21 protein-coding genes are annotated in these 25,896 nt (G+C 70.6%); 10 read left to right on the forward strand and 11 right to left on the reverse strand.

Translation table 11 applies throughout. The annotated features are described in order from the left end of the window. Nucleotides 1–778: 778 nt before the first annotated feature. The 4 genes from whiA to uvrC are packed head-to-tail and all read right to left on the reverse strand — an operon-like array spanning nucleotide 779 to nucleotide 5,941. Nucleotides 779–1,768 carry a DNA-binding protein WhiA gene (gene whiA / locus ACZ60E_RS23765; RefSeq protein WP_107017634.1) on the reverse strand — a complete coding sequence of 330 codons (990 nt, stop codon included), beginning with the start codon at nucleotides 1,766–1,768 and terminating at the stop codon, nucleotides 779–781. Then, on the reverse strand, nucleotides 1,759–2,874 hold the full coding sequence (locus ACZ60E_RS23770; protein WP_384809581.1) for a gluconeogenesis factor YvcK family protein: 1,116 nt from the start codon (nucleotides 2,872–2,874) through the stop codon (nucleotides 1,759–1,761). Before ACZ60E_RS23770 ends, whiA begins: the two co-directional genes overlap by 10 nt. Further along, entirely contained in the window at nucleotides 2,871–3,839 is a 969-nt protein-coding gene (rapZ, locus tag ACZ60E_RS23775; protein ID WP_469443156.1) for an RNase adapter RapZ, read from the reverse strand. The genes ACZ60E_RS23770 and rapZ overlap by 4 nt, the downstream gene beginning before the upstream one ends. A 44-nt stretch (nucleotides 3,840–3,883) precedes the next feature. Further along, complete coding sequence (uvrC, locus tag ACZ60E_RS23780; protein WP_469442928.1) at nucleotides 3,884–5,941, reverse strand: excinuclease ABC subunit UvrC; 2,058 nt, start codon at nucleotides 5,939–5,941, stop codon at nucleotides 3,884–3,886. 412 nt (nucleotides 5,942–6,353) lie between these two features. On the opposite strand from uvrC, the gene ACZ60E_RS23785 reads away from it, so the two are divergent. The 4 genes from ACZ60E_RS23785 (at nucleotide 6,354) to ACZ60E_RS23800 (ending at nucleotide 9,985) form a co-directional block, all read left to right on the forward strand. Then, on the forward strand, nucleotides 6,354–6,524 hold the full coding sequence (locus ACZ60E_RS23785; RefSeq protein WP_384809585.1) for a hypothetical protein: 171 nt from the start codon (nucleotides 6,354–6,356) through the stop codon (nucleotides 6,522–6,524). Nucleotides 6,525–6,956: 432 nt separating this feature from the next. Beyond that, the gene (locus ACZ60E_RS23790; RefSeq protein ID WP_453792712.1) at nucleotides 6,957–7,910 is read left to right on the forward strand and encodes a hypothetical protein; all 954 of its coding nucleotides are present in this window, start codon (nucleotides 6,957–6,959) and stop codon (nucleotides 7,908–7,910) included. Between the two features lie 123 nt (nucleotides 7,911–8,033). Continuing rightward, nucleotides 8,034–9,077, forward strand: coding sequence for a LacI family DNA-binding transcriptional regulator (locus ACZ60E_RS23795; protein WP_469442931.1), 1,044 nt, complete (start codon nucleotides 8,034–8,036; stop codon nucleotides 9,075–9,077). Then, on the forward strand, nucleotides 9,074–9,985 hold the full coding sequence (locus ACZ60E_RS23800) for a carbohydrate kinase family protein (protein ID WP_469442934.1): 912 nt from the start codon (nucleotides 9,074–9,076) through the stop codon (nucleotides 9,983–9,985). Before ACZ60E_RS23795 ends, ACZ60E_RS23800 begins: the two co-directional genes overlap by 4 nt. Nucleotides 9,986–10,264: 279 nt before the next feature. Here the strand turns inward: ACZ60E_RS23800 and uvrA are convergent, their stop codons facing one another. Then, the gene (gene uvrA / locus ACZ60E_RS23805; RefSeq protein WP_469442936.1) at nucleotides 10,265–13,351 is read right to left on the reverse strand and encodes an excinuclease ABC subunit UvrA; all 3,087 of its coding nucleotides are present in this window, start codon (nucleotides 13,349–13,351) and stop codon (nucleotides 10,265–10,267) included. A gap of 226 nt (nucleotides 13,352–13,577) precedes the next feature. On the opposite strand from uvrA, the gene ACZ60E_RS23810 reads away from it, so the two are divergent. The 5 genes from ACZ60E_RS23810 to ACZ60E_RS23830 all read left to right on the forward strand — a co-directional run bounded on the left by ACZ60E_RS23810 (nucleotide 13,578) and on the right by ACZ60E_RS23830 (nucleotide 17,969). After that, a complete protein-coding gene (locus tag ACZ60E_RS23810) occupies nucleotides 13,578–14,276 on the forward strand; it encodes a maleylpyruvate isomerase family mycothiol-dependent enzyme (RefSeq protein WP_384809595.1) in 699 nt (232 codons plus the stop codon). 10 nt (nucleotides 14,277–14,286) lie between these two features. Continuing rightward, entirely contained in the window at nucleotides 14,287–14,943 is a 657-nt protein-coding gene (locus ACZ60E_RS23815; RefSeq protein WP_384809597.1) for an MBL fold metallo-hydrolase, read from the forward strand. Between the two features lie 436 nt (nucleotides 14,944–15,379). Continuing rightward, on the forward strand, nucleotides 15,380–16,255 hold the full coding sequence (locus ACZ60E_RS23820; protein ID WP_469442938.1) for an ABC transporter substrate-binding protein: 876 nt from the start codon (nucleotides 15,380–15,382) through the stop codon (nucleotides 16,253–16,255). Next, nucleotides 16,252–17,166, forward strand: a complete 915-nt coding sequence (locus ACZ60E_RS23825; protein ID WP_469442940.1) for an amino acid ABC transporter permease — start codon at nucleotides 16,252–16,254, stop codon at nucleotides 17,164–17,166. The genes ACZ60E_RS23820 and ACZ60E_RS23825 overlap by 4 nt, the downstream gene beginning before the upstream one ends. A 74-nt stretch (nucleotides 17,167–17,240) precedes the next feature. Beyond that, entirely contained in the window at nucleotides 17,241–17,969 is a 729-nt protein-coding gene (locus ACZ60E_RS23830) for an amino acid ABC transporter ATP-binding protein (protein ID WP_469443157.1), read from the forward strand. Between the two features lie 90 nt (nucleotides 17,970–18,059). Here ACZ60E_RS23830 and aroQ read toward each other — a convergent pair whose 3' ends face one another. Then, on the reverse strand, nucleotides 18,060–18,533 hold the full coding sequence (gene aroQ, locus ACZ60E_RS23835; RefSeq protein WP_384809603.1) for a type II 3-dehydroquinate dehydratase: 474 nt from the start codon (nucleotides 18,531–18,533) through the stop codon (nucleotides 18,060–18,062). A 218-nt stretch (nucleotides 18,534–18,751) separates the two neighbouring features. Between aroQ and ACZ60E_RS23840 the strand changes: the two genes are divergently transcribed. After that, nucleotides 18,752–20,023, forward strand: coding sequence for an MFS transporter (locus ACZ60E_RS23840; protein ID WP_469442941.1), 1,272 nt, complete (start codon nucleotides 18,752–18,754; stop codon nucleotides 20,021–20,023). 165 nt (nucleotides 20,024–20,188) lie between these two features. On the opposite strand, the gene ACZ60E_RS23845 is transcribed toward ACZ60E_RS23840, so the two are convergent. From ACZ60E_RS23845 to ACZ60E_RS23865, 5 genes are all read right to left on the reverse strand, one after another. Continuing rightward, nucleotides 20,189–21,289 (reverse strand): calcium:cation antiporter, encoded by a 1,101-nt coding sequence (locus ACZ60E_RS23845; RefSeq protein ID WP_384809607.1) that lies wholly within the window; start codon nucleotides 21,287–21,289, stop codon nucleotides 20,189–20,191. Between the two features lie 159 nt (nucleotides 21,290–21,448). After that, nucleotides 21,449–21,751 carry a hypothetical protein gene (locus tag ACZ60E_RS23850; protein WP_469442945.1) on the reverse strand — a complete coding sequence of 101 codons (303 nt, stop codon included), beginning with the start codon at nucleotides 21,749–21,751 and terminating at the stop codon, nucleotides 21,449–21,451. A gap of 128 nt (nucleotides 21,752–21,879) precedes the next feature. Beyond that, nucleotides 21,880–22,893: a TerC family protein gene (locus tag ACZ60E_RS23855; protein WP_384809611.1), complete on the reverse strand. Its 1,014-nt coding sequence runs from the start codon at nucleotides 22,891–22,893 to the stop codon at nucleotides 21,880–21,882. A gap of 319 nt (nucleotides 22,894–23,212) precedes the next feature. Continuing rightward, entirely contained in the window at nucleotides 23,213–25,246 is a 2,034-nt protein-coding gene (locus ACZ60E_RS23860) for a TerD family protein (RefSeq protein ID WP_469442948.1), read from the reverse strand. Nucleotides 25,247–25,305: 59 nt separating this feature from the next. Further along, nucleotides 25,306–25,884 (reverse strand): TerD family protein, encoded by a 579-nt coding sequence (locus ACZ60E_RS23865; RefSeq protein ID WP_055615261.1) that lies wholly within the window; start codon nucleotides 25,882–25,884, stop codon nucleotides 25,306–25,308. Between the last annotated feature and the right edge of the window lie 12 nt (nucleotides 25,885–25,896).

Below are 25,896 nucleotides of genomic sequence, written 5' to 3' on the forward strand. Positions count from 1 at the left end.
CCCAAATGGGGGTGGGTGGGGGGTAGTTGGGGGTGAGGGGGGTGGGGGTGCGGGCGGGTTGTCGGGTGCGGGCGGTAGGGGGTTGCCCGCGCCGTTCCCCGCGCCCCTGGGGGTGGCTGGGCGCGCGGATGGAGTGTCAGGTGCGGACCACATTCGGTGACCCGCGCCGTTCCCCGCGCCCCCGAGGGGCTGGGGGCTCGCGTGGAGGGTCATGTGCGGGCCGCATTCGGTTGCTCGCGCCGTTCCCCGCGCCCCTAGGTGGGCGGGGGCTCAGGTGCGCTGCCGAGCGCGGGCGGGGTCGGGGCATCCGCGGGTGGAGGGGCATGCGCGGGCCGCAGGGGGTTGCTCGCGCCGTTCCTCGCGCCCCTTAGGTGGGCGGGGGCTTGCGTGTGTCTGTGCCCCTAGGTGGGTCGGGGTTCGGGTGAAGTGCATGGCTGGGTTGCAGTCGTTGGCCCCCGGGGGGCGAACCATCGTGATCGGGGCCGACCCCGGCCCACCCAGGGGCGCGGGGAACTGCGCGCTCAGCCCAGAACGGCCGAAGCCCGACGACCCACACGCACCCCCACCCACCCCAGGGGCGCGAGGAACTGCGCGAGCAACCCACATCGACCGACGGCCGACCGAAAACCCGAACCCCCACTCACCTCAGGGGCGCGGGGAACGGCGCGCTCAGCCCAGTACAGCCGAAAGCCGACCACACACTCGAACCCCCACCCCCAGGGGCGCGGGGAACGGCGCAACCAGCAACCACCGGCCGACAGACGTCAGCCGACAGACGTCAACCCACCAAGTTGTCGGCCATCTCTTCACTCAGGGTGGACTCCGTCCCAGGAATCCCAAGATCCTGCGCCCGCTTGTCGGCCATGGCGAGCAGCCGCCGAATACGCCCCGCCACAGCGTCCTTGGTAAGCGGCGGCTCAGCAAGAGCCCCCAACTCCTCGAGCGACGCCTGCTTGTGCTCCATCCGCAACCGCCCAGCGGCAGCGAGATGCTCGGGAACCTCGTCCGCGAGAATCTCCAGAGCCCGCTGCACCCGCGCCCCCGCGGCCACCGCCGCCCGAGCCGACCGCCGAAGATTCGCGTCGTCGAAGTTGGCGAGACGATTCGCCGTGGCGCGAACCTCACGCCGCATCCGCCGCTCCTCCCACGCCAGTACCGACTCGTGCGCCCCGAGCCGCGTCAGCAGCGCCCCGATGGCGTCCCCGTCCCGTACGACGACCCGGTCCACACCGCGCACCTCACGCGCCTTCGCCGCGATCGACAGCCGCCGGGCCGCCCCGACCAGCGCGAGCGCCGCCTCCGGCCCCGGGCAGGTCACCTCCAGCGAGGACGAACGCCCGGGCTCGGTGAGCGAGCCGTGGGCCAGGAAGGCCCCGCGCCAGGCCGCCTCGGCGTCACAGGTGGCCCCCGAGACCACCTGTGGCGGCAGACCCCGGATCGGGCGCCCACGGCCGTCCACGAGCCCGGTCTGGCGGGCCAGCTGGTCACCGCCCGCGACCACCCGGACGACGTAACGAGAACCGCGGCGCAACCCGCCCGGCGCCATCACGATCAGCTCGGAACTGTGGCCGAAAATCTCAAGAATGTCCCGCTTCAACCGGCGCGCCGCCATCGCGGTGTCCAGCTCCGCCTCGATCACGATCCGGCCGCTCACCAGGTGAAGGCCGCCCGCGAACCGCAGGATGGCGGAGACCTCCGCCTTTCTGCAGCAGGTCCGGGTGACGGGAAGCCGGGAGATCTCATCCTTCACCGCTGCCGTCATCGCCATGGGCCGATCCTTCCATGCATCCGAAAAATACGGTCGTACGCGGCGGCCAACAGCTCCGGATCGTGCCTCGGAGTCCCGTCGGTCCTGGCCACCGGCGCCAGCTCGACCGCCGCGCCGAACCGCTTGGCGGCATCGGCGAGTATCTCGCGGTCGGGCACGGCGGCCTCGTCGGCCAACACCACGTCCAGGGCGAGTTTAGGGGCGTGTCGTCCCAAAACCTCCAAATGACGCTGCGGGGAGAAGCCTTCTGTTTCTCCGGGCTGCGGAGCGAGGTTCAGCGGGAGGACCCGGCGCGCCTTCGTCTCGGTGAGGGCGTCGAGCAGTTCGGGCACGAGCAGATGGGGGATCACGGAGGAGAACCAGGAGCCGGGACCGAGGACCACCCAGTCGGCGTCGAGGACCGCGGCGACGGCCTCGGGGACCGCCGGCGGGTCGTGCGGCACGAGGTGCACGGACTGCACCTCGCCGGGGGTGAGCGCCACGGTCGCCTGGCCCCGTACGGTGTCGACGTCCTCGGGCCGGTCCGGGTCGTGGCCCTTGACGAGCGCCTGGAGCTCCAGGGGTACGGCGGACATGGGCAGGACCCGCCCGTGCGCGCCCAGCAGCCTGCCGACCAGGTCGAGCGCCTGGACGTGGTCGCCGAGCTGTTCCCACAGGGCGACGATCAGCAGATTGCCGACCGCGTGCTCGTGCAGTTCGCCCTGGGACTGGAAGCGGTGCTGGATGACCCGGGCCCAGGTCTGGCCCCATTCGTCGTCGCCGCACAGCGCGGCCAGCGCCTTGCGCAGGTCACCGGGCGGCAGCACGCCCAGCTCGTCGCGCAAACGGCCACTGGAGCCGCCGTCGTCCGCGACCGTGACGACGGCGGTGAGGTCTCCGGTGATGCGGCGCAGGGCGGCGAGCGAGGCGGACAGGCCCATGCCCCCGCCCAGCGCGACGACCTTGGGCTGGGCGCCGCGGCGCCGCGGCTTCGCGCCGCGGGCCTCGGCGGGTTTGGCGGGCTTGGCACCGCGGGCGTCGACGGGCCTGCCGCCGGGCCCGTCGATGCCGCGCCCGTCGATACCGCCTCGCCGCAGCCGGTCCAGCCGCAGAGAACGTCGTGTCATTCGCGGCCCATGTCCCGGTGGACGACGACCGTCTCCACTCCCTCGGACACCAGGCGGGCCGCGAGCTTCTCCGACATGGCGACGGAGCGGTGCTTGCCGCCGGTGCAGCCGACCGCGATGGTCACGTAGCGCTTGCCCTCGCGGCGGTAGCCCGTCCGGATGAGCTGCAGCAGCTCGGCGTACCGGTCCAGGAACTCCTTGGCGCCGGGCTGGTTGAAGACGTACCCGGCCACCTCCTCGTTGAGGCCGGTGTACTGGCGCAGCTCCGGAACCCAGTGCGGGTTGGGCAGGAACCGCATGTCCACGACCAGGTCGGCGTCGACCGGCAGGCCGTACTTGAAGCCGAAGGACATGACGGTGGCCCGCAGCTCGGGCTCCTCCTCCCCGGCGAACTGGGCGTCCATCTTGGCGCGCAGCTCGTGCACGTTCAGGCTGGAGGTGTCGATCACCAGGTCGGCGTCACCGCGCAGCTCGCGCAGCAGTTCGCGTTCGGCGGCGATGCCGTCGACGATGCGGCCGTCGCCCTGGAGCGGGTGCGGCCGGCGCACTCCCTCGAAGCGGCGCACCAGGGCGTCGTCCGAGGACTCCAGGAAGACGATCCGCCGGGTGACGTGCTTGGTCTCCAGGTCGGCGAGGGATTCGCGCAGGTTGTCGAAGAAGCGGCGGCCGCGGACGTCGACGACGACCGCGATGCGTGCCACGTTCCCCTGCGAGCGCGCGCCGAGCTCCACCATGGTGGGGATCAGTGCGGGCGGCAGGTTGTCGACGACGAACCAGCCCAGGTCCTCCAGACACTTGGCGGCGGTGGACCGGCCCGCGCCCGACATCCCGGAGATGATCACCAGCTCCGGGATGGCCGCCTCGGCGACGCCTGCCTTGTCGATGGTCGTGCCCGTGTTCACTTCCGCTCCGTCTTCGTGTTCCGCCGCGTCCGTCTGTTCCGCCCCGTCGGCTCCGCCGACCATGTCGGGCGCCGCCGTCCGCCGCGGTTCTTCCTGCTCGTTCTCGGTCATCTTTCCTGCCCCCGTCGCTCGTCCGAGGCGCCCGCGGACACGGGCTCCTCTGCGACACCCGCCGTCGTTTCGGGTGCCGCGTCCTCCACGTGATCCTCGTCTTCCATGATCTCTCCAGTCGCGGTGTTCACGGCGGGAGCCACCGGGGCCGCCTGAGCGAAGGCCACGGCGATCGACTCGGCCGTCTTACGGCCTATGCCGGGAACCTCGCAGATCTGGTCGATTGTCGCGGATCGCAGCTTTTTCACCGAACCGAAATGCTTGATCAATGCCTGCTTGCGCGTCTCACCGAGCCCCGCCACGTCGTCGAGCGGGCTCGCCCTGAAGCGCCGGGCCCGCTTGGTGCGCTGGTAGGTGATCGCGAAGCGGTGCGCCTCGTCGCGCACACGCTGAAGAAGATAGAGCCCTTCACTGGTACGTGGCAGTACCACCGGGTCGTCGTCGCCGGGCAGCCAGACCTCTTCGAGGCGCTTGGCGAGGCCGCAGACGGCGATGTCGTCGATGCCCAGCTCGTCCAGGGCCCGCTGGGCCGCCGCGACCTGCGGCTTGCCGCCGTCGACGACGACCAGCTGCGGCGGGTACGCGAAACGCTTGGGCCGCCCGTCCTCCTCGGTGAGACTCGTCGCCTCCTCGTCGGCCCACTCGCCGGTCTTCTCCTTCTCGCCGAGGTACCGCCTGAAGCGGCGGGTGATCACCTCGTGCATGGAGCGGACGTCGTCCTGGCCCTCGAAGCTCTTGATCTGGAAGCGGCGGTACTCGCTCTTGCGGCTCAGCCCGTCCTCGAAGACGACCATCGACGCCACGACGTCGTCGCCCTGGAGATGCGAGATGTCGTAGCACTCGACCCGCAGGGGGGCGCTGTCCAGGCCGAGGGCCTCGGCGATCTCCTCCAGCGCGCGGGAGCGGGTCGTCAGGTCGGAGGCGCGCTTGGTCTTGTGGAGGGCGAGCGAATGCAGGGCGTTGCGCTCGACCGTCTCCATGAGGGCCTTCTTGTCGCCGCGCTGCGGGATCCGCAGCGACACGTTCGACCCGCGCCGCTCGGTGAGCCACTCCTGGACGGGCTCCACGGGGTCGGGGAGCGCCGGGACGAGTACCTCCTTCGGTACGGAGTCGCCGGTCTCCTCCCCGTACAGCTGCTGGAGCGCGTGCTCGACCAGGTCGCCCGTGGTGACCGCCTCGACCTTGTCGGTGACCCAGCCGCGCTGGCCGCGCACCCGCCCGCCGCGTACGTGGAAGATCTGCACGGCGGCTTCCAGCTCGTCCTCGGCCAGTGCGATCAGGTCGGCGTCCGTCGCGTCGGCGAGCACGACGGCGCTCTTCTCCATGGCCTTCTTCAGGGCCCCGATGTCGTCGCGCAGCCGGCCGGCCCGCTCGTACTCCATGTCCTCGGCGGCGTCCGTCATCTGCCGCTCCAGACGGCGGATGTACGTGCCCGTGCGGCCGGTCATGAAGTCGCTGAACTCCTCGGCGAGTTCACGGTGCTCCTCGGGCGAGACCCGCCCGACGCAGGGGGCGGAGCACTTGCCGATGTAGCCCAGCAGACAGGGGCGGCCCGTCCGCTCGGCGTTCTTGAACACGCCCGCGGAGCACGTCCGGACGGGGAAGACGCGCAGCAGCAGGTCCACGGTGTCGCGGATCGCCCACGCGTGCCCGTAGGGACCGAAGTAGCGCACGCCCTTCTTCTTCTGGCCGCGCATCACCTGCACGCGCGGATAACGCTCGTTCATGGTGACCGCGAGGTAGGGGTAACTCTTGTCGTCGCGGTACTTCACGTTGAACCGGGGGTCGTACTCCTTGATCCAGGAGTACTCCAGCTGGAGCGCCTCGACCTCCGTGGACACCACGGTCCACTCCACCGACGCGGCCGTGGTGACCATCGTGCGCGTACGCGGGTGGAGGTTGGAGAGGTCCTGGAAGTAGCTGGCCAGGCGCTGGCGCAGGCTCTTCGCCTTCCCGACGTAGATCACCCGGCGGTGCTCGTCGCGGAATCTGTAGACCCCTGGCGAGTCGGGGATCTGTCCCGGCTTGGGGCGGTAGCTGGAGGGGTCGGCCATGTCTCACACCCTACTGGCGGGGTGTGACAGCGCGACGGCCCGCCGTCCCCCGGCCGGGCCCGATCCGGACCGCCCCGGGCTCCGGTCCGGCCCAGGTCCGCCGCCGGAGGCCGCCCGGCGCGCACCGATCAACGCGTCGCGGCCGGCCCGCCGGCGCCCTTCCCGCCCCCTCGACCGGCCGATGCCGCAGCCGCCCGGGGGCACACCGTCGCGGCCCTCGCCCAACACCCCTTCGGACGTGGACGGTTACGGCTGGCTGGAGGTGGGCAATTGAGGTGGACCGGAACCTGTTTCGGGGGCTGGCCGTGACGACACGAAGACAATTCGGGGCAATGCTCTTAGCAATGCAGATGCAGGTGGATCCACCGCCCCGGACAAGGGCGTCGGGTCGATGACCGAAGGGCTGCGGAAGATGCGACAGACACGGATCGAGAAGACACGGCGGTCGGTCCGGGTCCGCCCGTACCAGGACGAGGAGCAGTTCGGCGACAGCCTGCTGTCCGGCCTCGACCCCCGCGACCCCGACATCGTGCGCGCCAAGCGCCTGCGGTCGACGCAGCCCGCCGGGGACGCCCGCCCCTGAGCCGGACGGCCACCCCGCCGTCCCGAAGCACGAAGGCAGCCCGGAGCGCACGCGTGCCACCGGGTCCAGGACGCACTCGCGTCGGACCCCCACCGCCCGCGCTCCGGGCCGCCGCATGTCCGGGCAAGGACTCGCGGCCCGCCTCCTGAGGGCGCCTCGCCGTGGCCGCCCGTGATCCCCGCCGGCCTTGGGCCACCGCTCGGCCCGGCGCCCGCCCGGCCTCCGCACGTACGCGCCCGAAAGCGCCGGTGACGGCGAAGTTGCGCATCAGGTGTTGTCCGGGCCTGGTCAACAGGCTTCAATGCGGGATTACTTGGGCCGGGAACCACGGCGTACGCATGTGCCCATCCCCCGTACGCCGACCGGGGCGGCCCCTCCAGCAGTGCGAACGGCCCGACCAGCCGTTGTGAGCTACAAAAGAAGGGCCCCTGCATGCGGCACGGCACACAGGACGCGGACGTGGACGTCGTCGCGGCGGAACTGGACTCGGCGCTGCGGACCGGCCCCTTCCATATCGCGCTGCGCGCCGCGATCACCGCCCGCGGACTGCCGCTGCAGCGCGTACAGCACCATCTGACGCGGTACGGGGTCAAGGTCGGCGTGACGAGCCTGAGCTACTGGCAGCAGGGCGCCCGGCGCCCCCAGCGGGCCGAGTCCCTGCGGGCGGTGCGCGCTCTGGAGGAGATACTCCAGCTGCCGGACGAGTCGCTGATCCGCCTGCTCACGGCGGCCGACGAGCACGCCGCCGCGGAACGCCCCTCGGCGCGCTCGTACCGCTCGCTGGTCGAGGCCTCCGGAGCCCTGGAGAAGCTGCTGGCCGAACTCGACTCACCGCTCGACGGCGGACTGCTCGCCATCGGCCAGCACGAACGGGTACGGATCGGCGCCCGCCGCGAGCTGGTGGGGCGCGACTCCCAGCACATCGTGCGCGCCCACAAGGACGGCGTCGACCGCTATGTGGCCGTCCACCACGGCGATCCCGGCTGCGCCCCGGACCGTATGACCGTGCACGCCCTGGAGAACTGCCGCACAGGACGCGTGCTCTGGCACCACGAGACCGGCGTGCTCGTGGCCGAGCTCCTCTTCGACACGCTGTTGCGGGCGGGTGACACCTTCCTGTTCCGCTACGGCGTCGAGGACGGCACGGCGGGCGCGTCCGGCGAGTACGTCCGCGGGTTCGGCTTCTCCGGCGGGCAGTACGCCCTTGAGGTGCGGTTCTCCGAGGGGACACTGCCCGTGCGCTGCCACCGCTTCGCCCAGCACTCGGCGGCGGCGCCCCGCAGCGGCTGCCGGGAACTGCCCCTGAGCGGCCACCACCGCTCGGTCCACATGGTCGAGCAGCGGGTGCGGTCGGGGATCGTGGGGATCGGGTGGGACTGGGAGTGAGCGCCCCTTCCCTCTTCGACACGTAAACGCTTGCGTAAGCGTTTACGTGCTCTGTCGAATGGGGTACTTTCGCGGGCGGGCCGCCGGTTCCGGGGCCTCCGGAGAAGGTACTGAGGAGACGGTATGGCGACGATGGCCGACGTGGCCCGGCACGCGGGCGTGTCCGTCGCGACGGTCTCGCACGTGCTCAACGACACGCGCCCGGTGCTCCCGCACACACGCCAAGCGGTCCTCGACGCCATCGAGACACTCGGCTACACCCCGAACGGCCTGGCCAGATCCCTGGTCACCGCGCGCACCCGGTCCATCGGGCTCGCGGTGTCGGCGATCAGCAACCCCTACTTCACGGAGATCCTCCAGGGTGTGGAGGCGAGCGCTCTGGAGCACGGTTACAGCCTGTTGATCGCGGATCCGCACGACGACCCGGTCCATGAGCGCAAGGTGGTCCAGCTGCTGCACGAGCGGCGCGTGGACGGCATGATCGTCGCGCCCTCCGCGGAACCTCAGGATCTGATCGGCTACCTCGGACGGCACGGCGTACCGACGGTGTTCCTGGACCGGCTGGTCGACGACGTCCCGGCGCCCGGCTTCACGTTCGACCAGGTGTCCGCGGAGAACACCGAGCCCGTCACCCACCTGGTCACCCACCTCGCCGAACTGGGCCACCGGAGGATCGGCCTGGTCGCGGGCCTCGCGGGCCTCAGTACGACGAGCGAGCGCATCACCGGCTACCGGCTCGGCCTGGCCGGCGCGGGCCTCCCCTACGAGGAACGGCTCGTCATTCCCGGCAACTCGGAGGCGGCGGGCGCCGAGCGCGCGACCGAGGCCCTGCTGTCCCTCCCGGCACCGCCGACGGCGCTGATCACCGCCAACAACGCGATGACCATCGGCGCGCTGCGGGCCGTCCGCGCGCGGGGTGTGTCCGTGCCCGGCGATCTGGCCCTGTGCTGCTTCGACGACTTCTCCTGGGCGGACCTCTTCTCGCCCCGGCTCACCGCGATCTCCCAGCCCAGCAAGGAGATCGGCGCCCAGGCCGTACGGCTGCTGCTGGAACGGCTGGACTCCCCCGGCCGGCCCGCCCGTACGGTCCGGCTGCCCTCCGCCTTCATCCACCGCACCTCGTGCGGGTGCCCCGAGAGCTGCCCCGAGAAAGGAACCGACTCGTGATCGTCGTCGCCGGTGAGGCCCTGATCGACCTGGTGCCCAGTGAGTCGGGCGCGCTCGCCCCGCTCGCCCCGCGCCGCGGCGGCGGCCCGTACAACACGGCGGTCGCGCTGGGCCGGCTCGGCTCCGGCACCGCCTTCTGCTCCCGGATCTCGACCGACGCCTTCGGTGAGGCCCTGGTCGGGGGGCTGCGTGAGGCGGGCGTCGACGTGTCGTCCGTGCAGCGGGGCGCCGAGCCCACGACCCTGGCCGTCGCGTCCATCGCCGCGGACGGCTCGGCCGCGTACTCCTTCTATGTCGAGGGCACCGCGGACCGGTTGTTCTCGGCGCCCGACCGACTCCCTGACGGAACGCGAGCGGTGTCTTTCGGTACCTGTTCGCTCGTCCTGGAGCCGGGTGCGAGCGCGTACGAGGAGCTGATGCGGAGCGCGTCCGCCCAAGGGGTGTTCACCACGCTGGATCCGAACATCCGCGCGGGACTCATCCCGGACCCGGACGCCTATCGGGCGCGGTTCAAGAGCTGGCTGCCCTCGGTGTCGCTGCTCAAGCTGTCCGAGGAGGACGCCCGCTGGCTGGGCGGCACCCCGCGCGAGTGGCTGGCCTCCGGCCCCTCGGCCGTCGTGATCACCCGGGGCGGCGACGGGCTGACCGCCTTCACCCGCGACGGCGGCGAGTACTCCGTGCCGGGCGAACCGGTCGACGTGGTGGACACGATCGGCGCGGGCGACACGGTGAACGCGGCGCTGCTGCACGGCCTCGCCGCCCGCGACGCGCTGTCCGACGCGGGACCGGCCGGCCTGGGGGCCGACGGCTGGGGCGAGCTGCTGCGCTTCGCCGCCAGGGCCGCGGCAATCACCTGCTCCCGAGCAGGCGCGGAACCGCCGTACGCCCATGAACTGAACACCTTCTGAGCGACGTCGGTGGCGTCCCGAGGGAGCGGAGGAACGGCGCGAGCGCCCCGAAAGGGGCGCGGGGAACGGCGCGATCAGCCACGCCGTGCCCGCGGGTACAAGACGGCCTGCCCCGGCACCCCCTTGGCCTTGGCCCTGGGGCCGAACACCCGCCTCGATTACGCAACGCGCCACGCCCCACGGACTTTCCCGTGGGGCGCGGCGCGTGACGGTGACACCGAAGCTGACGCTGACGACGTACAGGACCACACGGCCCTGAAGCCGGGCCGACTACCCGGTTCAGGCCTTGCGGGCCCGAGCAGTCTTCTTCGCCGGGGTCGCCTTCTTGACGGCAGCCGCCTTCTTGGCGGCCGTCCCGTTGGCCCCCTTGGCCACGGTGGTCTTGACCGCCGCGGCCTTCGTCGCCGCAGCCTTCGTCGTCGTGGTCTTGGCCGTCGCCGTCTTCCGGGTCGTCGCCGTGGCCGCCACAGCCTTCTTGGCGGTCGCCTTGCGCACAGGCTTCGCCTGCGAGGCGTCGCTGACGCGCTCGGCGCCCAGGACCTCCTGCAGGAACTTGCCCGTGTGGCTGGTCGACACCCCGGCCACCTCCTCGGGCGTGCCCTCGGCGACGACGATGCCGCCGCCCGCACCACCCTCGGGACCCATGTCGACGACCCAGTCGGCGGTCTTGATCACATCGAGGTTGTGCTCGATGACGATGACCGTGTTGCCCTTCTCGACCAGGCCGGACAGCACGACGAGCAGCTTGCTGATGTCCTCGAAGTGCAGACCGGTGGTCGGCTCGTCGAGGACGTACACCGTGCGCCCGGTGGACCTCTTCTGGAGTTCACTGGCGAGCTTCACACGCTGCGCCTCGCCGCCGGACAGGGTCGTCGCGGACTGGCCGAGCCGTACATAGCCGAGGCCGACGTCGTTCAACGTCCTGAGGTGACGGGAGATCCCCGGCACCGCCTCGAAGAAGTTCATGGCTTCCTCGATCGGCATGTTCAGGACGTCGGCGATGGACTTGCCCTTGTAGTGGACGTCCAGGGTCTCCCGGTTGTAGCGCGCACCGTGGCAGACCTCGCACGGGACGTACACGTCCGGCAGGAAGTTCATCTCGATCTTGATCGTGCCGTCGCCCGAGCAGTTCTCGCAGCGGCCGCCCTTGACGTTGAAGGAGAAGCGGCCGGGCAGATAGCCGCGGACCTTCGCCTCGGTGGTCTCGGCGAACAGCTTGCGGACGTGGTCGAAGACACCGGTGTACGTCGCCGGGTTCGACCGGGGGGTACGGCCGATGGGCGACTGGTCGACGTGCACGACCTTGTCGACGAGGTCGTCGCCCTCCACGCGCGTGTGGCGGCCGGGAACGCTCCTCGCGCCGTTCAGCTCGCGGGCCAGGTGCGTGTACAGGATGTCGTTGACCAGCGTCGACTTGCCGGAGCCGGAGACACCCGTGACGGCCGTGAGGATGCCCAGCGGGAACGACACGTCGATGTCCCGGAGGTTGTTCTCGCGGGCTCCGTGCACCGTGAGCTGCCGGGAGGGGTCGCGCGGGCGCCGGACGTCGGGCAGCGGGATGGCCTTCTTGCCGGACAGGTACTGACCGGTCTGGGACTCCTCGTTGGCGAGGAGCTCCTTCAGGGAACCGCTGTGCACGACGTGGCCGCCGTGCTCGCCCGCGCCGGGACCGATGTCGACGATCCAGTCGGCGACCTTGATGGTGTCCTCGTCGTGCTCGACGACGATGAGGGTGTTGCCCATGTCGCGCAACCGGACCAGCGTCTCGATGAGGCGGTGGTTGTCCCGCTGGTGCAGTCCGATGGAGGGCTCGTCGAGGACGTACAGGACGCCCACGAGGCCGGAGCCGATCTGGGTGGCCAGCCGGATGCGCTGCGCCTCGCCGCCCGAGAGGGTGCCCGCGGCGCGGTTCAGTGACAGGTAGTCGAGGCCGACGTCGACCAGGAACCGCAGCCGTTCGTTGACCTCCTTCAGCACCCGCTCGGCGATCTTCTTGTCGCGTGCGTCGAGCCTCAGCTTGCCCAGGAAGTCCGCGCAGTCGCTGATGGACATGGCGGAGACCTCGGCGATGGACTTCTCCATGACCGTGACCGCGAGGACGACCGGCTTGAGGCGCGTGCCCTCACAGGTGGGACAGGGCACCTCGCGCATGTAGCCCTCGAAGCGCTCGCGGCTCGTGTCGCTCTCGGCCTCGCTGTGCCGGCGCTTCACGAAGGGGACGGCACCTTCGAAGGGCGTGGTGTACACGCGCTCCCTGCCGTACCGGTTGCGGTAGCGGACCTCGATCTGCGTCTTGTGCCCGTACAGGAGGGCCTTCTTGGCACGCTGCGGGAGACCGGCGAAGGGGATGTCGGTCCGGAATCCCAGCGCGTCCGCGAGGGCACCGACCAGGCGGGCGAAGTAGTCCTTGGTGTGTCCGTGCGACCAGGGGTGGATGGCGCCCTCGTCGAGAGACTTGTCCTCGTCCGGGACGATCAGCTCGGCGTCGACCTCCATGCGCGTGCCGATGCCCGAGCACTCCGGGCAGGCGCCGAAGGGCGAGTTGAAGGAGAAGGAGCGGGGCTCCATCTCCTCGAAGGACAGGTCGTCGTACGCGCAGTACAGGTGCTCCGAGTACATGCGCTCGCGCTCGGGGTCGTCGGCCGGGAGGTCGACGAAGTCGAGCACGACCATGCCGCCGGAGAGGCCGAGCGCGGTCTCCACGGAGTCGGTCAGGCGGCGCTTGGCGCCCTCCTTGACCGTGAGGCGGTCGACGACCACCTCGATGGTGTGCTTCTCCTGCTTCTTCAGCGTGGGCGGCTCGGTGAGCTGGATCGTCTCGCCGTCGACCCGGGCCCTGCTGTAGCCCTTGGTCTGGAGGTCGGCGAAGAGGTCGACGAACTCTCCCTTGCGCTCGCGGACCAGCGGCGAGAGCACCTGGAAACGGCTGCCCTGCGGAAGCTCCAGGACCTTGTCGACGATGGCCTGCGGCGACTGGCGCGAGATGGGACGGCCGCACTCGGGACAGTGCGGCTTGCCGATGCGCGCGAAGAGCAGGCGCAGGTAGTCGTAGACCTCGGTGATGGTGCCGACCGTCGAGCGCGGGTTGCGCGAGGTCGACTTCTGGTCGATGGAGACGGCCGGGGAGAGACCCTCGATGAAGTCCACGTCCGGCTTGTCCATCTGACCGAGGAACTGCCGGGCGTACGAGGACAGGGACTCCACGTAGCGCCGCTGTCCCTCGGCGAAGATCGTGTCGAAGGCCAGCGAGGACTTGCCCGACCCCGACAGGCCCGTGAAGACGATGAGCGAGTCGCGCGGAAGGTCGAGCGAGACATTCTTCAGGTTGTGCTCGCGCGCTCCACGGACGATGAGACGGTCGGCCACGCCGGGTCCGCACCTTTCTAGAGAGAAGTGACAGGGCCGAGGCCCCACGTCTTTTCTCAGACTAGGGGGAGCCACTGACAACGCCGGTTCGGTTCGCCTCGATGAGAACAATCCCGGACTTCCAAGAATGCCCGGCGCCGCCCCCGACCTTATAGCACGCACATTCGATTTGCGGACGTCGTCCACCACCTTCACCCGAACGTGTGGCGGAGCTATCGTCGGACCCATGAACGATCATGTGCGCGACCTGGCGTCTGTACGTGACGCGTCCGAACGGCTGCACACCGCAGTCGCCGCCCTGGACAACGCCGATGTGACCGAACCGTCACGGCTGCCCGGCTGGAGCCGTGGACATGTCCTGGCCCATCTCGCCCGCAACGCGGACGCCCTGGTGAACGTCCTTGAGGGCCGGCCGATGTATTCCTCCGGGCAGGCACGGGACGCCGAGATCGAGCGGGACGCCCCCCGCCCCCTGAAGGCGCAGCTCGTCGACCTGCGCGACAGCTCGGCCCGCTTCCAGGAGACCGGGGCCGCGCCCGCCGACTGGTCACGGACCGTGGAGCTGCGCAACGGAGTCACCGACTCGGCGGCCCGGGTGCCGTTCCGGCGGTGGGTCGAGGTCGAGCTGCACCACGTGGACCTGGGCATCGGATACGAGCTGGAGGACCTGCCGGACGAGTTCACGGAGCGGGAGATCGCCTTTCTCTCGGACCGCTTCGCCGGGCATCCCGAGGTCCCCTCCACGCGTGTCACGGACGGCACGCGCGCGTGGAGCACGGGGCGCGACTCCAAGGAGGCAGGGGATGCCCCCGAGGTCACCGTGACCGGTCCCGCACCCGCCCTGCTCGGCTGGCTCGCGGGACGCCGCGAGGGGTCGGCTCTGCGCACGGAGGGCGGACCTCTTCCCGCGCTGCCCCCGCTATAGGCTGAGCGGCATGACGTACAGCGGAGCGGTGAGGGTCGGCGGCCCTGCGGATGTGCACGAGCTGCAAGGCCTGATGATCTCCAAGGTCGCGGTCGGCCCGATGGACAACAACGCCTATGTGCTGCGCTGTCGGGCCACGGACGAGCAGCTGCTGATCGACGCGGCGAACGACGCAGGCACCCTGCTCACCCTGATCGGCGCCGACGGAATCGCCTCCGTCGTGACCACGCATCAGCACGGCGACCACTGGCAGGCCCTCGCCGAGGTCGTGGAGGCCACGGGCGCGCGTACGTACGCGGGACGGGACGACGTCGACGGCATCCCCGTCCCGACGGACGTACCGGTCGGGGACGGCGACACGATCCGATTCGGACACGTGGAACTGACCGCCCGCCACCTGGTGGGCCACACCCCCGGCTCGATCGCCCTGGTCTACGACGACCCGCACGGCCACCCTCATGTGTTCACGGGGGACTGCCTCTTCCCGGGTGGTGTAGGCAACACACGTAAGGATCCGAAGGCCTTCGCCAGTCTGATCCACGATGTCGAGACGAAGATCTTCGGCACGCTGCCGGACGAGACCTGGGTGTACCCGGGCCACGGCAGCGACACGTCACTGGGCGCAGAACGGCCCCACCTGCCGGAGTGGCGCGCACGGGGCTGGTAGACGACCCGCACCACGAGCCCCGAAGGGGCGCGGGGAACTGCGCGCCGGCGCGGACCGACGGTCAGATCACCACGCGACCCCAGCGCGACAGCGGGGCTCGCGGCGGCGACTCACGCGCCCCGTGTGAACCGAGCGCTCACACCGGCGCCCTGCGCGCGCTCCCCGCACACGAGAGCGCGCTGTCCACTGGGAGCAGTCCCGCACAGGATGACGGCTCCTGCGTCGGACGGGTCGCCGGCCCTTCGTTCCCCGCCCTCGGCCGGGGCCCCACCCGGCAGCGGTGGCCGACGTCCGGCGGCCACCGCCCCGGGCGCCGAAACCGCGAAACGCCTCCGATGTCACCCCAGTTCACAGCATTGCAACACCCGTTCCCACTATGCGGACGGTTGTCGCCGTGACCTCGACAGCCGGGCCCGCGCCCTGCCACTCTCCCGCCATGCATCCTGCTCGAAGCACCCTGCGCGGGGCTCTCACCACCGCCGCCGTCGCTCTGTTCGCCGTCGCCGTCGGCTGTGCGCCGCAGTCCGAGGACAAGGCCGCCGACACGTCCTCCCCAGCGTCGTGTGCCGAGGGCGACCTGGCCACCGAGGTCTCCGGGAAGCTGACGATCGCGACGGATGAGCCCGCGTACGAGCCGTGGTTCAAGGACGGCAAGCCGACGAGCGGCAAGGGCTTCGAGTCGGCCGTCGCGTACGCCGTCGCGAAGCAGCTCGGCTACGACAAGGGCGACGTCGTCTGGCAGAGCGTGCCCTTCAACAAGGCTTTCGCGCCCGGTGAGAAGACCTTCGACTTCGACATCAACCAGGTGTCGATCAGCGACGAACGCAAGAAGGCCGTCGATTTCTCGTCCGGCTACTACGACGTACGCCAGGCGGTCGTCGCGCTGAAGGGCTCCAAGGCCGCCGGGGCGAAGAGCGTCGCCGACCTGAAGGACGTCAAACTGGGCGCCCAGGTCGGTACCACCAGCCTCGACTACATCGACGACGTGGTGAAGCCGACGGAGGATCCGGCCGCGTACGCGAAGAACGACCAGGCCAAGTCCGCGCTGAAGAACGGGCAGGTGGACGCCATCGTGGTCGACCTGCCGACCGCGTTCTACATCACCGCGGCCGAGGTCACGGACGCGAGGATCGTCGGGCAGTTCGAGAACCAGGGCGGCACGCCGGAGCAGTTCGGGCTCGTGCTGGACAAGGGCAGTGCGCTCACGTCGTGCGTGACCGACGCCGTGGACGCCCTGCGTGAGGACGGCTCCCTCGCCGCCGTCGAGAAGCAGTGGCTGTCCGACGCGGTGGACGCGCCGGTGCTCAAGTGACCTTCGTGAAGGAGGAGTCGGGCGGGGATACCGGCGGGGACCCTGCCGAGGGGGACACGCACGATCCGTACGTCCCCTCGCGGCGGCGGATCGAGCGGGAACGCCACAAGCGCTCCCGTGCCCGGCGCGCGACCGCGATCGCCGCGCTCTCCACCCTGGTGACCGGCGTCGTCCTCTACCTCGTCGTCGTCAACGCGCCCGGCTGGCCGCGCACCAAGGAGACGTTCTTCAGCGCGCGGTACGCGCGCGAGGCGTTCCCCAAGGTCCTCGAAGGGCTGTGGCTGAACGTCCGGCTGCTCCTGGTGTGCGGCGTGGCGGTCCTCGTCCTCGGCATGCTGATCGCCGTCGCCCGCACCCTGCGCGGCCCGGTGTTCTTCCCGCTGCGGGCGCTGGCCGCCGCGTACACCGACTTCTTCCGCGGTCTTCCGCTGATCATCAATCTGATGATCGTGGTCCTGGGCGTGCCCGCGCTGCGGTTGCAGGGCATCACGGTGGATCCGGTGCTGCTGGGCGGCACGGCGCTCACCCTGACGTACTCCGCGTATGTCGCCGAGGTGTTCCGCGCGGGCATCGAGTCGGTCCACCCCTCGCAGCGTGCCGCGGCACGCTCGCTCGGGCTGAGCAACCGTCAGGCACTGCGGTACGTGGTCCTCCCCCAGGCCGTACGTCGTCAGGTGCCGCCTCTCCTCAACGACCTGGTGTCCCTGCAGAAGGACACCGGGCTCGTCTCGATCGGCGGCGCGGTCGACGCCGTGCGTGCCGCGGACATCATCGTGGGCCGCAGTCTCAACTACACGCCGTACATCGTCGCGGGACTGGTCTTCGTCGCGCTGACCATTCCGATGACCCGTTTCACGGACTGGGTCACGGCGCGGATGGACCGCCGGCGCGCGCAGGGAGGAACGATATGAGCGGGACGACCGGCGGGGAGATCGGCGGGACGGCCGCGGAGCCCGCCCCACTGGTACCGCGTCCCGTGCTGCGTATGGAGGCCGTCCGCAAGACCTTCGGTGGTTCGGTCGTGCTGCGTGACGTGGACCTGGAGGTCGCTCCGCACACGGTGACGGCGCTGATCGGGGCCTCCGGCTCCGGCAAGTCCACGCTGCTGCGCTGCGCGAACCTCCTGGAGGAGATCGACGACGGCGCCATCTGGCTGGACGACGAGGAGATCACCGACCCGCGGGCCGACCAGGACGCCGTGCGCCGCCGTATCGGCGTGGTCTTCCAGGCGTACAACCTGTTCCCGCACATGACCGTCCTGGAGAACATCACGCTCGCCCCGCGGCGTGTGCACGGCACGGGTCGGGCGGAGGCCGAGGCACACGCGCGTGAGCTGCTCGACCGGCTGGGGCTGGGCGCCAAGGCCGACGAGTACCCGGACCGGCTGAGCGGCGGCCAGCAGCAGCGGGCCGCGATCGTCCGCGCCCTGGCCGTACGCCCCCGGCTGCTGCTCCTCGACGAGGTCACGGCCGCACTGGACCCGGAACTGGTGGGTGAAGTCCTGAACGTCGTCCGGGACTTGAAGGAGGACGGCATGACCATGGTGCTGGCCACGCACGAGATGGGCTTCGCCCGGGACGTCGCGGACCAGGTCTGTTTCCTCGACGGCGGGGTCGTACTGGAGCGCGGCATGGCCGAGGAGGTCTTCGGCGAGCCACGGGAGGAGCGCACCCGGCGCTTTCTGCGCCGGATCGTGGAGGCGGGACGGCTCTGAGCGGTCATGTCCCGATGGTGGCACCCGCCACTGACATCGGCCGGTGTCCGTCGTGGCGGCCGACGGCCGGCGACCGCCCGTGCGCGGCCGTCAGGCCTCCGCCCGCCCCGTCCCCGCCAGCGCCGCGACCCGCTCCACCCCGAACACGTACCCCTGCACTCCGCAGCCCGCGATGACACCGTCGGCGCGGAGGGAGACGTACGAGTGGTGCCGGAATGCCTCGCGCTGATGGATGTTGGAGATGTGGACCTCCAACACGGGCAGGCCGTCACAGGTGTTGAGAGCGTCCAGGATCGCCACGGAGGTGTGCGAGTAGGCGCCCGGATTGATCACGATGCCGCAGTGGCCGAGGCGTGCCTCGTGGATCCAGTCGACCAGTTCGCCCTCGTGGTTGGACTGCCGGAAGTCGACCGTCCCGCCGTGCGAGGCCGCCGCCTTGGCGCACAGCGCCTCGACGTCGGCGAGGGTGTCGGAACCGTAGATCTCCGGCTGCCGCTGGCCCAGGAGGTTCAGGTTGGGGCCGTTGAGAATCATGATGGGGGCGCTGGCCAGGGTGCGGGGCACGGTTCCTCCGGTCCGATCGGATGGGTCGGCCCGTTCAGGACCGCTGCTCGGACCCGGTCTATCACGGTGGGTGGACATCGGAACCGGCCCCCTGGGGTGCCCGGCGCGTGACGGGGGCGCGCCGAGGCCGCCCGGGCCCCCGCGCGCCCCCGCAACTCATGGTGACCGTGGGTAGTTGACGCGGCATGCACCGTGCACGCACAGTAAAGCCCCCTTCCATGCTGCGCCTCGCGGCGGCGGCACTCGCCGGGACGGCCATCGAGTTCTACGACTTCTTCATCTACGGGACGGCGGCGGCGCTCGTCCTCGGCCCGCTGTTCTTCCCGACGTTCTCGCCGCTGGCGGGGACCCTGGCGGCTTTCGGGACCTTCGGTGTCGGGTTTGTGGCACGGCCTCTCGGCTCGATCCTGTTCGGGCACATCGGGGACCGGCACGGCCGGCGGCCCGTGCTCGTCGCCTCGCTGCTGCTGACCGGCGCCTCCACCGTCGCGGTCGGCTGCGTTCCGACGTACGCCTCCATCGGTACGGCCGCTCCCGTGCTGCTCCTTGTGCTGCGTTTTCTGCAGGGACTCGGGCTCGGCGGGGAGTGGGGCGGGGCGGTGCTGCTGACCGCCGAGCACGCGCCCCCCGACCGTCGCGGACTGTGGTCGAGCTTCCCTCAGATCGGACCGGCACTGGGGTTCGTCCTCGCCAACGGTGTGGTGCTGGCCTTGTCGGCGACGCTCTCCGACGCGCAGTTCGCGGCCTGGGGCTGGCGGGTGCCGTTCTGGGCGGCGGGCGTGCTCGCGGCGGCCGGACTGTGGCTGCGCTCCTCGCTCGCCGAGAGCCCCAGGTTCCTCGAAATGCAGGACCACGCGCGCGTGCCGCTCGTCGAGGTGGTCCGCGGCCACTGGCGCCTCGTCCTGCTGACGGCCGGGGCGCTCTCCGTGGGATACGCGCTGTTCTACGCGGTGACGACCTGGTCCCTCGCCTATGCGACCGAACGGCTCGGGGTGAGCCGTACCGTCATGCTGGCCATCATCATGGCGGCCGTCGTGGTGAAGGGTGCGCTCACTCCCCTGGTGGCCGTTCTGAGCGACCGCTACGGGCGGCGGCCCCTGTGCCTGGCCGGCTGCGCGGGCGCCGCGGTGTGGATGTTCCCGATGATCGCGCTGCTGTCGACGGGCGAACCGCTGATGATGTTCCTCGGCTTCCTGGTGGCCCTGATCGCGTTCGTGACGATGTTCGCCGTGATCGCCGCGTATCTGCCGGAGTTGTACGAGCCACGGGTGCGCTGCACGGGCGCGGCGGTGGGCTACAACCTGGGCGGGGTGCTCGGGGGCGCGCTCACCCCGATCGTGGCGACCGCGATCGCCGACCAGAGCGGGCGGGTCCCGTGGGGCGTGGCCGCCTATCTGACGGGCATCGCGCTGCTCAGCCTCGGCTGCTTCGCACTGCTCCCGGAGACACGGTTCGTGAAGGTGGCGGCGGTGGAACCGGCGACCACCTGAGCGGCGTCGACGTGGGCACGTAAACGCTTGCGCAAGCGTTTACGCGGGCCGGTTTCGCGGCCCCTGCCGCCGGTACGCGTACGCCGCTCCCGATCCCGTCTGCGTGCTCCGGGCTCCGGGCTCCGGGCTCCGACCTACGGGCTCCCGGCTCCCGGCTCCCGGCTCCTACGGATTGATCGCAAGCTCCAGGTATGCCGCGAACAGCACCAGGTGGACTCCGCCCTGAAGCGGGGTCGCCCGGCCGGGGACCACCGTGAGCGAACTGACCACCACGGTCAGCGCGAGCAGCACCATATGGGTCGAGCCCAGGCCGAGAACGAGGGGACCGGAGAGCCAGATGGACGCGATCGCCACGGCCGGGATGGTCAGGCCGATGCTCGCCATCGCCGAGCCGAGGGCGAGGTTCAGACTGGTCTGCACCCGGTCGCGTCGGGCGGACCGCAATGCGGCGATCGTCTCGGGAAGCAGGACGAGCAGAGCGATGATCACGCCGACCACGGAGTGCGGCATCCCTGCCGCCTCCACCCCGGACTCGATGGTGGGCGAGACGCCCTTGGCGAGGCCGACCACGCCGACGAGCGCCAGACCGAGGAAGCCCAGGCTGATCAGGGCGGTCCTGGAGGGCGGGGTCTCGGCGTGGTCGTCCGCGTCGATGACCTCTCCCTGCCGGGTGATCGGCAGGAAGTAGTCACGGTGCCGCACCGTCTGCGTGGCCACGAACATGCCGTACAGGACGAGCGAGGAGAGCGCGGCGAAGGTGAGCTGGGCCGTGGAGAACTCCGGCCCCGGCTTGCTGGTGGTGAAGGTCGGCAGCACCAGGCTCAGCGTCGCCAGGGTCGCGACGGTCGCGAGGGCGGCGCCGGTGCCTTCGGCGTTGAAGACTGCCAAGCCGTGTCGCAGGGAGGCGACGAGGAGGCTCAGGCCGAAGATGCCGTTGCAGGTGATCATGACGGCCGCGAAAACGGTGTCACGGGCCAGTGTGGCGCTCTTGTCCCCGCCGTCCGCCATGAGGGTGACGATCAGCGCCACCTCGATGATGGTGACGGCGACGGCGAGGACCAGCGAGCCGAAGGGCTCCCCGACCCGGTGGGCGACCACCTCGGCGTGGTGGACCGCGGCCAGCACGGCGCCGGCCAGTACCAGCGTCACCAGGGCCACGACCGCGCCGGGCAGGCCACGTCCCCAGGTGAGGGCCAGCAGGACGATCGCGATCACGGGCACGACGGCCGTCCACTGCGTCACGAGTGACCGAAGCCGAGCGATCATGCAGCGATCGTCGCAGCCTCACGCGAGCCCCGCACTCCGGCGGCAGGCGGCCCCGGCCGCAGCCACGTCCGTATCCGCGACTGCGGCCGTGCGTCGGAGCCGTGCCCGTGGCCCTCGCCGCCGCGGGCGCCCCTGCTGCCCCCGTTGCTGGTTCAGTCGCTACTTCATCTCGGACGACTCGCGTACGTCGCAGTCGGTGAACCGGGGCGGCCGGCTGCACAGCTCCGCCATGCGCTTCGCCATCCTGGTCGTCCCTGGGTCCTCGCTGTTGCGCATCGCCTCGTCGAACGACTCGAACTCAAGGACCACGAGGTAGCGGTTCGGGGTGTTCCGGTCCTGCAGGACCGTGCGGTGCGTGGGGCCGCCGCTGCGCCCGGCCGAGCCCTTCTCGGCCTCCCGGATCAGCTCCCGCATCTCGTCGATGCGCTCGGTCTCGAAGTCGATGATCTGCGCGAACTTCATGGGTACCTCCACTCGGCCGGGCGCCCCCGGGCCGGGGACCGCTCAGCACACAAGCAAGCACCGGGAGCGGTCGTCGGCAATTCGCCGAGCGTCGCTCCCGGTGCTGGTTGTTTCTACGTCCGACGCGGTCAGACGTCGATGCTGTCCTTCTGAGTCCCTTCGCCCTTCTGGGGCCCTTCGGCCTGCTGCGCCTCCGCGGCCTCCTGCTTCTTGGAGGCCATGAGGCTGGTGATCGTGGTGATCACGAGGACGCCGCAGATCACGCCGAGGGAGACGGGGATGGAGATCTCCGGGACATGGACGCCGGACTCGTGCAGCGCGTGCAGCACCAGCTTGATGCCGATGAATCCGAGGATGACCGACAGGCCGTAACTGAGGTGGACCAGCTTCCTGAGCAGTCCGCCGATGAGGAAGTACAGCTGTCGCAGACCCATGAGCGCGAACGCGTTGGCGGTGAACACGATGTACGGGTCCTGTGTCAGGCCGAAGATCGCGGGGATCGAGTCGAGTGCGAAGAGCACGTCGGTGGTGCCGATGGCGAGCATCACGACCAGCATCGGGGTCATGACCCGCTTGCCGTTCTGCTGGATCCACAGCTTGGTGCCGTGGTAGCGGTCGGCGACACCGAAGCGGCGCTCGACTGCCTTGAGCAGGCGGTTCTCCTCGAACTCCTCGTCCTCGTCGTCGGCGCGGGCTTCCTGGATCAGCTTCCACGCGGTGTAGATGAGGAACGCGCCGAAGATGTAGAAGACCCAGGCGAAGCTCGCCAGGATCGCGGCACCCGCGGCGATGAAGATCGCGCGCAGGACGAGGGCGATGAGCACGCCGATCAGCAGCACGCGCTGCTGGTACTGCGTGGGCACTGCGAACTTCGCCATGATCAGAACGAAGACGAAGAGGTTGTCGACGCTCAGCGACTTCTCGGTGATGAACCCGGCGAAGAACTCTCCGGCAGGCTGGCCGCCGGAGAAGAGCAGCAGTCCGAGTCCGAACAGCGCGGCCAGGACGATCCAGACGACCGTCCAGATCCCGGCTTCCTTGATGGAAACGTCGTGCGGTTTGCGGCCGATGAAGAAATCGACCGCGATGAGGGCTGCTAGGCCCACGATCGTCAGGACCCAAAGGGTCACGGAAACATCCACTGCGCCTCCGGCAGTTCGTAACGGCAAATGTCAGCGTCGTCGCTGCTGGAGGTCTCTTCCACCCGATGTGTCCGGGGCGCGTGATGCGCCCGGGGTTATCCGGGCCGACGCCCCGGGATCCGGCCGGATCCGTATTGACGGGTACGTCGCAGTAGGTAGGGAGTACTCCCCTCCGCACTCATGACAGTACCCCAATCACCAAGGAAAGGTAAAGAGATTGGTAAAAGAAGTGCCAAGTTCGCTGGTCAGGGAGCTTGACGAACCCTTGGGAAAGCTTGGGAGGACCCGCTGGGGCTCAGCGGGTGAACCCCGGCGGACCTCAGCGGTTCCAGGAGCGGCGGGCGGTCGCGACCTGGGTGAGGACGTGATGGAGCACCCGGCTGCCCGGCGGAACCCTTGAGGGGTCGTAGGTCCATGTGTGTCCGACCCAGGGGTCGGCGAGGTGGTCGTCGGGTACCGGTGTGAGCCGGAGCAAAGACCGCCAGAGCGGGTCGAGCAGCGGCCCGTAGACGGCGGCGTCCTCCCGGTCGGCGACCAGCATGAGGTGGACCCCGACGGCCGGCCCCTCGTCCGCGAGGTAGCGCAGCTGGGTCACGGCACGGTCGTCGAAGCCGTGCGGGAAGTCGTTGACGATCAGCAGTTGCTCGGCCGGGTCGAGATCGGACGGCAGTGAGTCGGCCGCCCCGCCCCGGATCGCCATCTGCACCAGGTCCACCCGCTGGGTCAGCCGGGCCAGTACCTCGTTCACCCCGGCGGCGCCCACGGCGGGCGGCGCACCGAGGACCCCGGTGCTCACCAGTGGCGCGAGGGACGAGGCCGCCGAGCCCGCCGCGTCGATGACGTGCACGGTGTATTCGCCCGCCGGGTAGACGGCGAGCAGCCGTGCCGCGTGCGCCACGGCCGTGTCCATGGCGAGGCGGCGCAGGTCGTCGGAGTCCGCGATCGAACCCTCGAAGGACCCCGTACGGCCGCTGTCGATCCACAGTCCGCGCTCCAGCGGCAGCCGCACCAGCATCGGAATGCTGAGGCCGGCGCTCTCGGGCAGGTGCAGATCTCCCAGGCGCACGGCCATGGGGATCTCCATCGGGACGCGGTAGCCGTGCCAGGCGGGGTTGTCCCAGCGGGCAAAAGCGGGCGGCAGTGCCGGTTCGACGACCTCGGCCTCCGCGGTGAGCTGGGCGAGGTCGCGGTCGAGCGCCTCCCTGGCCCGGTCGACCAGCTCGGCCTGCTTGGCGCGGGCCGCCTCGCGGGCGGCATCGCCCTGTCCGCCGATCCGGGCGCGCGGGTCGGACAGGACCTTGTCGAGCTCCTGCTCCATGCGGGACTCGGCGAAGTCGACGGCGCTGCGGTACGCGGCGGTGGTGCGGGCCAGGTCCTCGAACATGCCCCACACCTGGTTGTACAGGCGCTCCTCCATGGACCAGCCGGTCGCGTCGCCCGCCACAGGCTGTGCGGGCTGCCCCGGCTGGGCCGGGGGCGCGGTCGGCGGTGGCGGAGGCGGTGCGGCGGCCTGCCGGCCGGGGTGGCTGTAGTTGACGGGGCCGCCGGTTCCGGGACCGGCGGGCTGTGTGACGGCGGACGGGTCCGCCGGTGCGGAAGCCGACGGGTAGGCGGGCTGCGGCGCCCCGGCGCCGGGCGTCGTGGATCCCTGCCCGCCTGGGTGTCCGTGCTGCGGTGACACCTGGCCGGGCGTGCCGGGGGACGTCGAGCCGCCCTGGTCCTGCCCCAGCGCGGGTGTCGCGGCGTGCCGGGAGCGGTCGCCGTCGGCCGCACGCGGCGGTGGCGCGGCCACCGAGCGCGCGAGGCCCTGGACGACCGCTTCGTTGATGCTGCCCGCGAGTTGCCGGGCCTGGGGAAGGCCCTGGTCGGTGAGGAGCTCGGCGAGGCCGCCCGCGTATCCCTGGCCCACCGCGCGTACCTTCCAGGCGCCCTGCCTGCGGTAGAGCTCCAGAGCGACGACGGCCGACTCGGCGTCGAGACCCGTGACCGTGTAGCTGACGACCTCGGAGCCGTCGAGTCCGGTGACCGCGACGAAGGGGGCGGCGACGGCCCCGAACCGGACCGGACCGCCCACTCCGGACGGCAGGGCCAGGAGCACGCTGACCCGGTGCACGGTCTCCGGCAGGGCGTCGAGGTCGCACGCGAGCCGGTGATCGGCAGCCGCCTGCTTGGACACCTCTATGCCCGGCAGAGTGGGTGAGCCCGGATGGGCCACCCACTCGACTCCGTGCACCTTGCCCCGCTCGTCGCTGAGCGTGGCCCCGGCCACGATCGGCTTGCCGGCCGACACCCGGATCTCAAGTCGGGCCTGGGAGAGCGGGTGGTTCTGCCCCCGGACCAGCTCAGCCGTCATCGCCTTCGTTCCCCCTGTGTACTCGTGCGCCGGCGCACGGGCCGGCTGGCCGGACGTGACTACAGGTGCGGCAGGATCGCCGGCATCAGGTCCTGGAAGGTACGGCCGTTGGCGGGCGTACCGAGGGCCGTCATCTGCCAGCCCGCGCCCGCGCGGTGCACCTTCGCCATGATCTGCGCGGTGTACTGCCCGCCGCCGGCCAGGGTGTAGCGGGCCAGCTCCTGGCCGTTGGTCTCGTCGACCAGACGGCAGAACGCGTCCTGCACCTCCTGGAACGTCTGGCCCGTGAACGAGTTCACGGTGAAGACGATCTGGTCGATGTGGACCGGGATGCGCGCGAGGTCGACGAGGATCGCCTCGTCGTCGCCGCCCTGGCCCACACCGCCGACGAGGTTGTCACCGGTGTGCCGCACGGAGCCGTCGTCGCTGACGAGGTGACGGAAGAACACCACGTCGACCGGCTGCTTGTCGGCGAACAGCACGGCGGACGCGTCGAGGTCGATCTCGCGGGTGCGGGAACCGAACAGGCCACGTCGCGGGGCGGCCTGCCAGCCGAGCCCCATGCGCACCGCGGTCAGCGTGCCTCCGTCGTTCTTCTGCAGACTGATGGCCTGACCCTTGGTCATGTTGACCGTCACGCGCTGTTCCCT

This window comes from Streptomyces sp. NPDC102514 (assembly GCF_055584525.1).